The sequence below is a fragment of the Myxococcus sp. AB056 genome, from assembly GCF_006547365.1.
Taxonomy (GTDB): Bacteria; Myxococcota; Myxococcia; order Myxococcales; family Myxococcaceae; genus Myxococcus; species Myxococcus virescens.
On the sequence record NZ_VHLB01000021.1, the window covers coordinates 75,437 to 88,243 of the forward strand.

A 12,807-nucleotide genomic window follows, 5' to 3' on the forward strand; every position below is an offset into this window, starting at 1 on the left:
CAATGCCATTCATGCGCGGTCTCCCAGGGCTGGGGGCAGTTCTGTTTCGGGAACGGATAGGCTGATTATTCAGGTCTCGCGCGAAATGCGAATCGCACGAATGTCCTTGCGAGCGAGCGCTTTCGGACAGCCGGATTCGGCACGCCGAGTCCGTCTCCATCGTCAGCTCAGCCCCGCAGGGCCACACGCCGTGCGTTGAGGTCGCGAGGCCCCCGGCTGCCGGGCGGGCGCGGGCGTGGGGGGATGACTATGATGCCCCGGTGCACGCCACCTTCCTGGCCGTCGGACTGCTGACGCTGCCGGGCGCGCTCGGAACGGAGCTGCGCCGGGATGGCTATTCGTTTCGCCCGCCGAAGGGCTTCCACATGGTGCGGTGGGAGCAGTACGCCGGCTCGCGCGTGGGAGCGGTGGCGCTGGACCCGGACGCGCCGCGCGCCTTGTCGGCGGCCCTCACCGACGGAGAGGGCCCGGACGCCGCCACGCTGCTCGTGTCCGTGGTGGGGCGCGGCTTCAGCGCGAGCCCCTCTGACCGGGAAGAGTTCGCGTCCGCGGTGATGCAGCACTACCAGCGCGAGCTGGGGCTCTCGCTTGCCGCGGAACGCGTGGAGCGCCTGGGCGGGGTGACACCGCGTGTGGAGGTGCTGGGGACGCTGCGCGAGGCGGGGCAGGTCCGCACGGTGCTCGTCGCGGGACTGGCCTCGGAGGGCGAGCACGCCGTGGTGATGGTCAGCGCGCCCGCGGTGCGATGGCAGGCGCTGGAGCCGCAAGTGCGCGCCTCGCTGGAGACCTTCCGCCACGAGCCGCCGAGCGCGGGGGGCCCCGTCCCACGCCGGGTGCTGGGCGCGCTGGCGGGAACCCTGGCCGGGGCGCTGGTCGTCTCGTACACGGCGTGGCGCCGGCGGCGGCTGCGTCACGCGGCCGGCAACCCCACGTCGTAGCCCCGCGTGGACGGTCAGTGCACGGAGAGGAACACCCGGGCCTGCGGGATTCCGCGTGAGACGGTATCGAAGTCGCGGAAGAAGCTGTTTCGCTCGAAGAAGGTGAAGCTGGCGCCCAGGCCCAGGTTGGCGAACAACGGCACGTCCAGCAGCAAGGTGCCCTCATGCACCAGGTGGTTGCCGTCCGCGCCGTTGAGCGTGTGCAGCCACGTGCTGCCCGCGTGCAGCTTGAGGTACTCCCAGGGCCAGCGCCCGTAGGACGCCTCGAAGTGGAAGCCCAGGCCCGGGCCGTAGTCGTAGTCGCGGCCCACCTTGTCCGCGTACTCGGAGGTGATGCCCGCGAGCACCACGCCTCGCAGATGAAGCGCCAGGCGCAGCTCACGGCCCTCGTGCGTCAGGTACCGGTACACGAGCCCCGCGCCGATCGACTGACCGCCCAGCTCGTAGGCCTGCGTGTCGTTGTAGTCGAAGTGCTGGAAGGCGCCGAGCAGCACGCGCTCGTTCCCACCGTTCTCCAGCGGGAGCATCGCCAGCGCGCCCTTCACCTCGGCGCGGCTGATGAGTCGGTTTTCGCCGGTGGTGAACTGCACGCCCATGTTGAAGGCGTCGAAGGGCGCGTCCACCGGGAAGCGCAGGGCGTCGCCGTAGCGCAGGTCCAGCTCCGCGAAGAACTGGTTCAGCGTCGTGCCCGCGTCGATGTTCAGGTAGCCGGTGCGCGTCAGCACGGCGAACACGGGCGGCTGCCAGTCCTCCGGGGTGGGCGCGCTGCGCCAGGCATCCCCGCGCACCACGCGGTTGACGCCTCGGATGGGATTGAGCAACCCCGCGCTCACCTCGCGGGCGACGCGCCGGGTTCCCGTGGCGCGCTGGTCCAGCAGCATGGAGGACAGCCGGTAGATGACCTCTCCATGGGCCCACCCACCCATCGTGGTGTTGATGAGGTCGTTGTAGGAGGGCAGGTGGTTCTCGCCGAACAACTCCCACTGGAGGCTGCCCACCAGGGTGAAGCCCATGGCGCCCCAGTAGTTGAAGCCGTGGTCCCGGGCGGCGTTGAAGTACGTGCTGCCGTGGTAGGGGTGCGCGAACTGATTGGTACTGAAATCATCCTTGTCCCAGACGAACCCTCTCTCGAGGTTCGTTCGCCATGCGTCCAGGCCGACCCGAGCAAAGTCCTTGTTCATGATGTATCGGTTGAAGCCCCACACCGTGAGGTTGATGGCCGTCACTTCACCCAGGGCCCACCAGAACTGGCGGGGCCGAGGAGGGAGGGCGGCGCCTTCCTCGTCCTCGTCCTCGACGCGTGGCGCATCCGCGGGCAGCTCCGCCGCCTGGGCGAGCGAGGGCAGCAGGGACACCAGCAGCGCCACCTTCCGCCACCGCGCCGCGGGTCCGCGCCGGCCGCACCGCTGGCTGTGACGCATGCCGGCTCCCCCACCCGAAGGGCGAAGATGGGGACCCCGCGCGCGGTGCGACCATGGACCGGCGGCGCGGGCCCGCGTCGGTGGGTAGACGGACCGCCCGGTCGCCTGCCTGGCGCGGGACTTGAGGCTGCACGTCCGTCGGAGGGCGCGGTGGGGTAGGGTGCGCCGCATCCATGTTCGCCTTCATCCTCGCAGCGGTGCTCACGCAGTCGCCGGTCGTGCCGGCGGAGCCGAGCCCGCCTCCCGCACCTGGCACCCCCGAAGCCGTGCCCGCCGTGCCCTCGAGCACGCTGCCACCCGCCACGCACGAGCTGTTCCAGCGCATCGAGGGGCAGGTCGCGCAGGTGCGCATCATCGAGCGGCGCTCCGGCACGCGCTCGTCCATCGGCTCGGCCTTCTTCGTGTCGGCCGCCGGGCACGCGGTGACGAACTACCACGTGATTTCCGACGTGGTCATCCACCCGGAGGACTACACGGCGGAGCTGGTCCTGAAGGGTGGCGCAGAGCCCGTGCCGGTGCGGCTGGTGGACGTGGACGTGGTGCACGACCTGGCCATCATCCAGACGGCCACCCCGGTGCAGAGCTTCTTCGACCTGGACGACCGCGAGCCGCCGCAGGGCGCGCGCCTGTTCGCCATGGGCAATCCGCGCGACCTGGGCACTACCATCGTGGAGGGGACGTACAACGGCTTCATCCACGACGCGCTCTATGAGCGGCTGCACTTCAGCGGGGCCATCAATCCGGGCATGAGCGGCGGCCCGACGCTCACGGGCGAGGGCCGCGTGGTGGGCGTCAACGTGGCGACCATGGGCAACCAGGTGGGCTTCCTGGTGCCGGTGAAGCACGCGCGTGCGCTGCTGTCCCGCGCGCTGGCAGCCAAGGACTCCGGCGCGCAGGCGCTGCTGGACACCGTGCGCGCGCAGCTCCTGGACAACCAGCAGCGCGTCACCGAAAGGCTGCTGGGCGCGCCCATGCCGCAGCAGACGCTGGGCAGCTACCGCGTGCCGGGGCGCTGGGGCACGTTCCTCAAGTGCTGGGGGGACACGCCGCATGACCCCGAGGTGCCGTACACGGTGACGAACTATCAGTGCTCGTCGGAGGAGGACATCTTCGTGTCCTCGCGCCACCGGACGGGCGTGGTGGCCTTCCTGCATCAACACGCCACCAGCCAGAAGCTGGGAGCGCTGCGCTTCTCCGCGCTCTACAGCGCGCTCTTCTCACAGGACCCGGACGCGGTGGAGGCCACGCGGCAGGACGTCACCAACTACCGCTGCCAGTCGGAGTTCGTGGACGTGGCGGGCCTGCCCGTCCGCGCCGCGCTGTGCATGCGTGCCTACCGGAAGTTCCCCGGCCTCTACGACCTGGTGCTGCGCGCGGCCACGCTCAATGCCAGCACCAGCGGCGTGGACACGTCGCTCACGCTGGCGGGCTTCACCGCGGACAATGGCCGCAAGCTGGCGCGCCGCTACCTGGAGGGGCTGTCGTGGACGAAGTAATCTTCCTGGAGGTGTTGGAAGGGGACTCCGTCCAGGCCCGTCATCGCCTGGAGCGCTTCCCCGTCAACGTCGGCCGGGGTTACGGCAACGACGTCATCCTGGATGACCCGAAGGTCTCCGCCGAGCACCTGTGCATCGAGCGCCGCGAGGACGGCACGCTGGTGCTGCGCGACGTGGGCAGCCAGAACGGCACCTACCGCGTGGAGCCCTGGGCGCAGCTGGCCGAGCTGGAGCTGGTCACGGATACCCGCGTGTCCGTGGGGGACACGGTGCTGCGCTTCCGCGCGCGCGGTCACCCGGTGGAGAAGACCGTCGTGGCGGCGGCGCCCACCGCGCCGAGGCCGCGCGTGTTCGAGCAGCCCCGCTACTTCTCCCTGGCCCTGCAGGCCCTGCTGGGCGCCAGCCTGCTGGAAGGCTACCTGGCCAACTACGGGCGCACGGACTGGGGGGAGCTGACGGTGGCGCTGGTGGTGCCGCTGGGCATCACCTTCCTGTGGGCGGGGGGCTGGTCGGTGGCGAGCCGCATCGCCCGGCGCCAGTTCCACTACCGCACGCATGCCACCGTGGCCGCGCTGGTGCTGCTGGGCTCCGTCGTCATCCAGCCGCTGCTCACGTTGGTGGGCTTCAGCCTGGGGGTGAGCGGCAACCTGGCCTGGGCCCACCACGTCGCCTTCCTGTCGCTGATGGCCTGGGGGCTCTACTGGCACCTGCGCTACGTGACGCGCTGGGAGCCGGAGCGGCTCATCCGGGTCATCGCCGTCGTCACGCTGTCATTTGGCGCGCTGTCGCGGGCGGATGAATGGCTGGGCAACGAGTCCTTCAGCACGGAGCTGGGCTTCCGCCGGTCGCTCCTGCCGCCGGCCTTCCGGCTGGTGGGCACCGCGCCCCTGGATGACTTCTTCTCTGACGCCGTGAAGGTCCAGGAACAGGTGGACGCGCTGGCGCGCGACCCGTGAGCCGCCAGGGGCCGGCAGGACGTCACGGGCGGGACGGTGGATGTCAGACCGGACAGGTAGGAATGCCCGGATGGACGTCCATCAGGAGTTGAGGCCTGTCATCGGTGCCCGGTGGTCGCAGGTCCGGGGCGCGCAGGGGGAACGGCTCGCGGCTAGACACCGGGACGGTGGGCTGACGCGGGTCTTCGTGGCGCCGGACCTGGCGTCCTTCCGGGTGGTGGCGCGGGGGCTGCTAGCGCGGGGCGAACCTCCAGAGCGGGTGCACTTCGAGGAAACGCGTGGACGCCAGGGCCTGTGGATGGAGGCCGCGCGCTGGGAGGCCTGGGGGCGCGCCGCGTCCGGGGTGCCTCGGGACTTCGTGGGGCTGGCGCAGAAGGTGGTGTGCCACCGGGAGCCGGCGCGCTGGGCGCTGCTGTACCGCGTGCTGTGGCGGCTGACCCATGGAGAGCCGGCGCTGCTGGAGTGTCACGACGACGCGGACGTGCGGCGGCTGCGGTGGCTGGAGCAGGCGGTGCGGCGGGACACGCAGGCGCTGATGGCGGCCTTGCGCTTCCGCCGGGTGTGGCGGGACGGGCGCGAACACCATGTCGCGTGGTACCGGCCCGAACACCTCATCGTCCGGGACGTGGCGCCGTTCCTCGTGCGCCGCTTCCCGCACTTCTCCTGGAGCCTGTTCACGCCGGACACCTGGGCGCATTGGGACCGGGAGCGGTTGACCTTCGAGGAGGGCGGGGCGCTGCCGGAGTGGGCACGCGCCCGGGTAGGGTTGGCGGCGTCCCATTCGCCCCCACCACGGGCGGACGCGGAGCGCGCGTCCTTGCTGCTGGTGGGGGCATCCCCCGTGGACATCGCGGAGCCGCCATTCGCGGGTTCCGCGGGAGCGCTCCTGGAGGTCGTGTTGGGCCGCGCGGGGCTCACGCGTTCCAGTCGCCGGGTGGTGCGGCCGTGCGGGGACGGATGCCGCTCTCGGCCCGGGGGGCTCCCTCCGACGGCGCGGGGGGAAGGGCGCACCTGCCGTCATGGGCTGGAGGGCGTGGTGGCGGAGGTCCGCCCGCGGATGATCATCGCGCTGGGGCCCGTGGCGGCGCAGGCCTTCCTGGGTGTGGGGTTCCGCATGCACCTGAGCCGGGGGCAGTTGCTGGACACGCGGTGGGCGGAGGGCTGGATGGCCACGTTTGACCCCGAAGCGGTGCTGCGGCTTCCAGAAGGCCGGGCGCGGGCGGAGGCGCGCATCCACTTCGAAGCGGATCTCCGGTCGGCGGCGGCGTGGCTGCGGCAGCGGCTCACGGGTGAAGCGCGGGCCCGGCGCATGGAGGGTCCATGACGCCGCGGGCCCGGGTGCATCTCGCCGGAGCGCAGGAGGCTTGCGCCGTGACAGGTTCGCCGGTGTCAGCGCCCCGTCGACGCGGCCGTGCGCTCAGAGTCCGCGCACGGCGTGAGGCTGGTAGGGGGCCTCCAAGGCCTTCACTTCGTCGGCGGTCAGCTTGAGGTCCACCGCGCGCACCGCGTCCTCCAGGTGCTCCAGCTTCGTGGCGCCGATGATGGGCGCCGTCACCGCGGGGCGCGAGAGGAGCCAGGCCAGGGCCGTCTGCGCGGGCGGCACGTTGCGCTTCTCCGCGACGCTCCGGTTCGCTTCCGCCACGTCCCAGTCACCGGCCTGGTCATAGAGCATGGGGGACAGCGTGTCCGACTTCGCCCGCGTGGTGGCGTCCCGGTCCTTCAGCGACTTGCGAGAGCCCGCGAGCAGGCCGCGGGCCAGCGGCGACCAGGGGATGACGCCAATGCCCTCGGCTTCGCACAGGGGCAGCATCTCCCGCTCCTCCTCGCGGTAGACGAGGTTGTAGTGGCCCTGCATGGACACGAAGCGCGTCCAGCCGCGCAGGTCCGCGATCCCCAGCGCCCGCGCGAACTGCCACGCATACGCGGAGGACGCGCCCAGGTAGCGCACCTTGCCCTGGCGCACGAGCTGGTCCAGGGCGGCCAGCGTCTCCTCCAGCGGCGTGTTCGGGTCCATCCGGTGAATCTGGTAGAGGTCGATGGCCTCCACGCCCAGCCGCTTCAGGCTGGCCTCGCAGCCCTGGACGATGTGCTTGCGCGACAGGCCCCGCATGTTCTGCCCGTCCCCCATGGGGAAGTAGACCTTGGTGGCCAGCACCACCTCGTCCATGCGCGCGTAACGGCGAAGGGCACGGCCCGTGATTTCCTCGCTCGCGCCCAGTGAATACATGTCCGCGGTGTCGAAGAAGTTGATGCCCAGCTCCACCGCCCGGCGGAAGAACGGCTGCGCGGCTTCTTCATCCAGCACCCAGGGGCGCCACTTGGGCGTGCCGTAGCTCATGCAGCCCAGGCCGAGACGAGACACACGAAGACCCGTGCGTCCGAGGTTGGTGTATTTCATTCCGTTGGTTCCTCATTCATTCAGCGTGGATGGCGGCACGCCTCGTTGTGTCACTGGGCGTGTCATGGCTCATACCGTGGAAGACCGAGGCGCGCGCGTACCGGGCCTTTTCTGGTTACTTGGAATCCGGTAGAAAGAGCCGGAATCCAAGGGGCGCTGTTCGGAGCAATGCGGAGCGTGCCCCTCGTGCTTCCAGCAGGGGATGTGAGGCGGCGTTCCGGGCGGTGCCTCCAGGCAGTGCTTCGGGACTCTCGACATGCATCTTCCGACCCGCGCCGACCCCGCCTCCGAATTCGTCTGCCCAGAGGATGTCACCCTCGTGGAAATGTGTCGGGCTCGCGCCGCCGCGCAGCCAGACGACTGGATTTATACGTTTCTCGACGATGCGGGGGAGCAGACCCTCTCCTACGCGGCGTTGGACGCGAGCGCCCGCGCGGTGGCGGCGCTGCTACAACGACACCTGGCGCCCGGTGAGCGCGCGTTGCTGTTGTACCCGCCGGGCCGCGACTACACGTTGGGCTTCCTGGCGTGTCTCTACGCGGGCGTGGTGGCGGTGCCCGCCTATCCACCGGACCCGATGCGGCTGGGCCGCACCTTGCCCAGGCTCCAGGCGCTGGTGGCGGACTGTGGCGCCCGGGTAGCGCTGACGACTTCTGGCATCGCGGACATGGTGGAGCCCCTCACGCAAGGGGCGCCCGACTTGCGGGCGTTGCGCTGGTTGGCCACGGACTCCGTGTCTCAGCACGAAGCGGAGGCCTGGCGCGCGCCCGTCCTGCGGGGCGACTCGGTGGCGTTCCTGCAATACACCTCGGGCTCGACGGGGACGCCACGAGGCGTGGTGCTGCGGCACCGTCATCTGCTGCACAACTCGTGGTTGATTGCCCGGGGCTTCGACACCCGCCCCCACCCGGTGGCCGCCCACTGGCTGCCGCCGTATCACGACATGGGGCTGATTGGAGGGCTCATCCAGGCGCTGTACCGCGACATCCCGTCGGTGCTGCTGCCTCCCATGTCCTTCCTCCAGCGCCCGCTGCGGTGGCTGGAGGCGATGTCGCGTTTCGGTGCGACGGTCTGCGGCGCGCCCAACTTCGCGTTCGACTTGTGCGTGCGCAAGACCACGCCCGAACAGCGCGCGGCGCTGGACCTGAGCCGCCTGGAGGTGGCGTTCAGCGGCGCGGAGCCCGTACGCGCGGACACGTTGGAGCGGTTCGTGGAGGCGTTCGCCCCGGCGGGCTTCCGGCGCGAGGCCTTCTATCCCTGCTACGGGCTGGCGGAGGGGACGCTGATTGTCTCGGGAGGGACGCGCTCGGCCGTGCCGGTGGTGCGGCGTTTCGCTCGTGACGGCCTGCTGCGCGGCGAGGCGCGGCCCCCCGAGATGGACGCTCCAGCGACGGCGCTGGTGGGATGCGGGCAGGTGCTGGGCGGCCAGGACGTGCGGGTGGTGGACCCGGAAACCAGCCGTCCATGTGCGCCGGGCCGCGTGGGTGAGCTCTGGGTGCGCGGTCCGAGCGTGGCGGATGGGTACTGGCAGCGCCCCGACGAAACGGAGCGCACGTTCCATGGCCGGCTGGCGGGCTCGGGGGAGGGCCCGTACCTGCGTACCGGAGACCTGGCGGTCATCGACGGCGGCGAGGTCTTCATCACCGGCCGCTTGAAGGACGTGCTGGTGCTGCGCGGCCTCAACTACTACCCGCAGGACCTGGAGCACGCCGCGGATCGCTGCCATCCCGGCGTGCGTCCCGGGTGCGGTGCCGCGTTCGCGGTGGACGCTGGTGACGAAGAGCGGCTGGTCATCGTGCAGGAGGTCGCCGCGAAGGTCGCCACGCCGGAAGCGGCGGCCGAGGTCGTCGCGAGCATCCGGGCGGCGCTGGGCGAAGCGCATGGCCTGGCCGTCCATGCCGTGGTGCTCATCGCCGCCGGGACATTGCCGAAGACGTCGAGCGGCAAGGTGCAGCGGCGCGCCACGCGTGAGGCGTTCCTGGCGGGGGCGCTGGACGAGGTGCACGCATGGAAGGAGGACGCCGCGGCGGCGTCCTTGGACATCAGGCCTGACGCGGCACCCGAAGCGGCGGACGTGCTCGCGGTGCTCCGGTCCCGGCTGGCGTCACTGCTTGGCGCGAATGGGCCGGCGCTGAGCGTGGATGTGCCCCTGACGCACCAAGGGCTCGACTCGTTGAGAGCGCTGGAGGTGTTGCACGCCGTGGACGAGGCATGGGGCGTGTCTCCACCCATCACGGCAGTGCTCCAGGGGCAGAGCCTCCGCGAGCTGGCGCGGTGGGTCGAGCGGGCCCGGACCGAGGGCGCCGAGGCGCGAGCCGAGGATCCGGCCGTCATGCCCGGCGACCCCGCGGCCTTCGTTTCCGATGGCCAGCAGGCGTTGTGGTTCCTCCAGCGCATGGCTCCGGGCAGCAAGGCCTACCACGTGTCCCAAGCGGTGCGCTTCGTCACGCCAGTGGACGCCGGAGCGCTTGCTCGCGCGTTCTCCGCGCTCGTTGCTCGTCACCCCGCGTTGTCGTCCGCGTTCCCCGAGGTGCAAGGGGCGCCAGCGAGGAGAACCTGCGTCGCGCCGCCGGAGCTGGCGCGGGTGGAGGCGTCCACCTGGGCGGATGAGGCGCTGCGTGAGCGGCTCGAGGCGGATGCGCGGGAGGCCTTCGACCTGGAGCGGGGCCCGCTGGTGCGCGCCCGGCTCTACACCGGTGCGGCACGCGGGGACGTGTTGTTGCTCGCCATGCACCACCTGGTCACGGACTTCTGGTCATTGGAGGTCATCGCGGAGGAACTGGGCGCGCTCTACACAGCGGAAGTCCGAGGCACGCCGTCCGGCCTGTCGCCACCGCCGCCACCGGTGGTTCCCATCCTCCTGTCATTGGCGCGGCGGTCCACGGGAGCGCAGGGCGAAGCGCTCCTGGCCTGGTGGCGTGAGCGCCTGGGGGGCGAGCTGCCCGTGTTGGAGCTGCCCACGTCGTTCCCTCGACCCAGGCTCCAGTCGTTCCGAGGGGCGCAGGTGGCCTTCCGTCTGCCGCGCGAGACGTCCACGCGGCTCAAGGCCCTGGCGCGGACGCACGGCGCCACGCCGTTCATGGTGCTGCTGGCCGGCTACCTGGCGTTCCTGCGGCGCTACTCGGGGCAGGAGGACCTCATCGTGGGTACGCCGACCACGGGCCGCCCGCGAGCGGACCTGTCGCGACAGGTGGGCTACTTCGTCAACCCCGTGGCCCTGCGCGCCCGGGTGCCGCGCGCGCTGTCTTTCTCGGGTCTGGTGGCGCAGGTCCGGACCACCGTGCTGGAGGCGCTGGATCACCAGGAGCTGCCCTTCACGCGGCTCGTCGAGCAGCTCCAGCCGCGGCGAGACCCATCGCGCGCGCCCATCTTCCAGACGATGTTCGCCCTGCAGTCCCCCCGTCCCGAGAACGAGCTCCTGGGCGCGTTCGCCGTCGGGGCTTCGGGCGCGAGCGCCCGGCTGGGCGATGACCTGAACGTCGAGTCCGTCCCCCTGAGCCATCCCGGCGCCGCCTTCGATCTCGCGCTGATGATGGCGGAGCTGGAAGGGACCTTCGTGGCGAGGCTGGAGTATTGCGCCGACCTCTTCGACGCCACGACCGCCGAACGGATGGCGCGCCACCTGGGGGCGCTGCTGGATGCCGCCGTGGCGCAGCCGGAGGTGCCGCTGGGTGACCTGCCCCTGTTCGCTCCCGATGAGCGCCGCACCCTGCTGGCGCTGGGGCGGAGGACACAGGACACGCGGGGCGCGCCCGTGCCCGGCATCGTTCACCGAATCGAGGACTGGGCCGCGAAGACGCCGCAGGCGCCTGCGCTCGTCGCGGGCGCGGCGAGCTGGTCCTATCGTGCGTTGGCGGCATGGGTGGCCCGGCTCGCCGCGCGCCTGCGGCGCCATGGTGTCGGGCCGGAGGTTCGTGTCGGCACGCTGCTGGAGCGCGGCAGCCCGGAGCAGGTCGTCGCCTTCCTCGCGATCTTGAAGGCCGGGGGCACGGTGGTGCCCCAGGAGCCTTCGTATCCCCCCGCGCGCGTGGCGTGGACGCTGGCGGACTGCGGCGCGCGCGTGCTGCTGGCCCAGGAGCGCTACGCGCAGCGCCTGGCGTTGCCCGAAGGGGTGACGCTGCTGCCATGGGAGGCGCACGGCGAAGGCGACGACATGCCGGACACGTCCCTGTGGGACGCCGGCGAGCCACCTCCGGACTGCGCGGCCTACATCACCTATACGTCCGGGAGCACGGGCAAGCCCAAGGGCGTGATGGTGCCGTACCGCGGCACCGCGCACCTGTGCGAGTCGATGGTGTCGGACCTGCCTGTCGGGCCCGGCTCGCGGGTGTTGCAGTTCGCCTCGCCCGCGTTCGACATGTCGGCGTGGGACTACTTCCTGGCGCTGGCCTCGGGAGGCGCGCTGCACCTGTCGCCCGGTGGTCCCCCTGCGGGTGAGGCGTTGTACCGGATGTTGCGCGAGCAGCGCATCACCTCGGCGACGCTGCCTCCCCCTGTCGCCGCGCTCCTTCCGGAGGGGCCGCTACCGGACCTGTCGATGTTCATGGTGGCCGCGGAGGCGTGTCCGGCGAGCCTCGTGGCCCGCTTCGCCGAGGGTCGCGCCTTCTACAACGGCTATGGCCCGACCGAGGTGACGGTGGGCGCGACCTGGGGCGTCATCGCTCCGGATGAAGTGGGGCCGCCCAACATCGGGCGTTCCATGCCCCACGTGGACACCTATGTGCTCGACGAGGCGCTCCAGCCGGTGCCGGTGGGGGTCGCGGGCGAGCTGTACGTCGGCGGGCCGTCGGTGGCCCGTGGCTATCTGGACCGGCCGGACCTCACGGCCGAGCGCTTCATCCCCGACCCCCACGGCGGCGAGCCCGGGGCCCGGCTCTACCGCACGGGCGACATGGCCCGCCGCCGCGCGGATGGAAGGCTGGACTTCCAGGGGCGCGCGGACGCGCAACTGAAGATTCGCGGCTTCCGCATCGAGCCGGGCGAGGTGGAGACGGCGCTGCGCGAGCTGACCAGTATGCGCCAGGCCCACGTCACCGCGTGGCGTCCTTCCGTGGACGGTGAGCCGCGGCTGGTCGCGTACGTCGTGCCACCGCCCGGAGACATCCTTCCACCGGGAGAGCTCCGGGCGCGGCTGCGCGAGCAGCTCCCCGAGCACATGATTCCGGTCGACATCGTCCCGGTGGAGGCGCTCCCGCTGCTGGCCACGGGCAAGGTGGACGTGCGGGCGCTGCCGCGGCCGTCGCTCGTCGTGTCACCAGCGGGCAAGCCTCGCACGCCGCTGGAAGAGACCGTGGCGCGCGCCTGGGCGGAGGCCCTGGGGCTGCCCGCCGTGGACGTGCATGCCCACTTCTTCGACGACCTGGGCGGCAGCTCGCTGTCCGCGGTGCGTGCGTGCTCGCGGCTGGGCGAGGCGCTGGGCCAGGACGTCCCCATCACCCACTTCTTCGAACATCCCACCATCCACGAACTCGCCCGCAGGCTGCAGGCCGAGGCACGCCCCGAGCCCACCTCTGACGTGAAGCACCAGTCGCGCGCGGAGGCCCGCCGGCAGGCGCTCCAGCGGCGCGGAAGGAACCCCCGGGGACAGGAGTGAGCACG

7 protein-coding genes are annotated in these 12,807 nt (G+C 71.4%); 5 read left to right on the top strand and 2 right to left on the bottom strand.

Annotation, left to right across the window (positions count from 1 at the left end; all coding sequences use genetic code 11):
• Nucleotides 1–260 precede the first annotated feature (260 nt).
• On the top strand, nucleotides 261–938 hold the full coding sequence (locus tag FMP39_RS12445; protein WP_141590121.1) for a hypothetical protein: 678 nt from the start codon (nucleotides 261–263) through the stop codon (nucleotides 936–938).
• A 14-nt stretch (nucleotides 939–952) separates the two neighbouring features.
• On the opposite strand, the gene FMP39_RS12450 is transcribed toward FMP39_RS12445, so the two are convergent.
• Nucleotides 953–2,359, bottom strand: a complete 1,407-nt coding sequence (locus tag FMP39_RS12450; RefSeq protein WP_141590122.1) for a DUF3943 domain-containing protein — start codon at nucleotides 2,357–2,359, stop codon at nucleotides 953–955.
• 173 nt (nucleotides 2,360–2,532) lie between these two features.
• Here FMP39_RS12450 and FMP39_RS12455 point away from each other — a divergent pair, with 173 nt between their 5' ends.
• From FMP39_RS12455 to FMP39_RS12465, 3 genes are all read left to right on the top strand, one after another.
• The gene (locus FMP39_RS12455) at nucleotides 2,533–3,855 is read left to right on the top strand and encodes a S1C family serine protease (RefSeq protein WP_141590123.1); all 1,323 of its coding nucleotides are present in this window, start codon (nucleotides 2,533–2,535) and stop codon (nucleotides 3,853–3,855) included.
• Nucleotides 3,843–4,811, top strand: a complete 969-nt coding sequence (locus tag FMP39_RS12460; protein WP_141590124.1) for an FHA domain-containing protein — start codon at nucleotides 3,843–3,845, stop codon at nucleotides 4,809–4,811. Before FMP39_RS12455 ends, FMP39_RS12460 begins: the two co-directional genes overlap by 13 nt.
• 70 nt (nucleotides 4,812–4,881) lie before the next feature.
• Nucleotides 4,882–6,135, top strand: coding sequence for a DUF4130 domain-containing protein (locus FMP39_RS12465; RefSeq protein WP_141590125.1), 1,254 nt, complete (start codon nucleotides 4,882–4,884; stop codon nucleotides 6,133–6,135).
• Nucleotides 6,136–6,228: 93 nt separating this feature from the next.
• Here FMP39_RS12465 and FMP39_RS12470 read toward each other — a convergent pair whose 3' ends face one another.
• Entirely contained in the window at nucleotides 6,229–7,209 is a 981-nt protein-coding gene (locus FMP39_RS12470) for an aldo/keto reductase (protein WP_141590126.1), read from the bottom strand.
• A 256-nt stretch (nucleotides 7,210–7,465) separates the two neighbouring features.
• Here FMP39_RS12470 and FMP39_RS12475 point away from each other — a divergent pair, with 256 nt between their 5' ends.
• On the top strand, nucleotides 7,466–12,802 hold the full coding sequence (locus FMP39_RS12475) for a non-ribosomal peptide synthetase (RefSeq protein WP_141590127.1): 5,337 nt from the start codon (nucleotides 7,466–7,468) through the stop codon (nucleotides 12,800–12,802).
• Nucleotides 12,803–12,807: the final 5 nt, after the last annotated feature.

Excerpts from the sequence above, each read along its gene's own strand:
- FMP39_RS12450 (WP_141590122.1), bottom strand. The coding sequence starts at position 2,359 with ATGCGTCACAGCCAGCGGTGCGGCCGGCGCGGACCCGCGGCGCGGTGG.
- FMP39_RS12455 (WP_141590123.1), top strand. The coding sequence starts at position 2,533 with ATGTTCGCCTTCATCCTCGCAGCGGTGCTCACGCAGTCGCCGGTCGTG.
- FMP39_RS12465 (WP_141590125.1), top strand. The coding sequence starts at position 4,882 with ATGGACGTCCATCAGGAGTTGAGGCCTGTCATCGGTGCCCGGTGGTCG.
- FMP39_RS12470 (WP_141590126.1), bottom strand. The coding sequence starts at position 7,209 with ATGAAATACACCAACCTCGGACGCACGGGTCTTCGTGTGTCTCGTCTC.
- FMP39_RS12475 (WP_141590127.1), top strand. The coding sequence starts at position 7,466 with ATGCATCTTCCGACCCGCGCCGACCCCGCCTCCGAATTCGTCTGCCCA.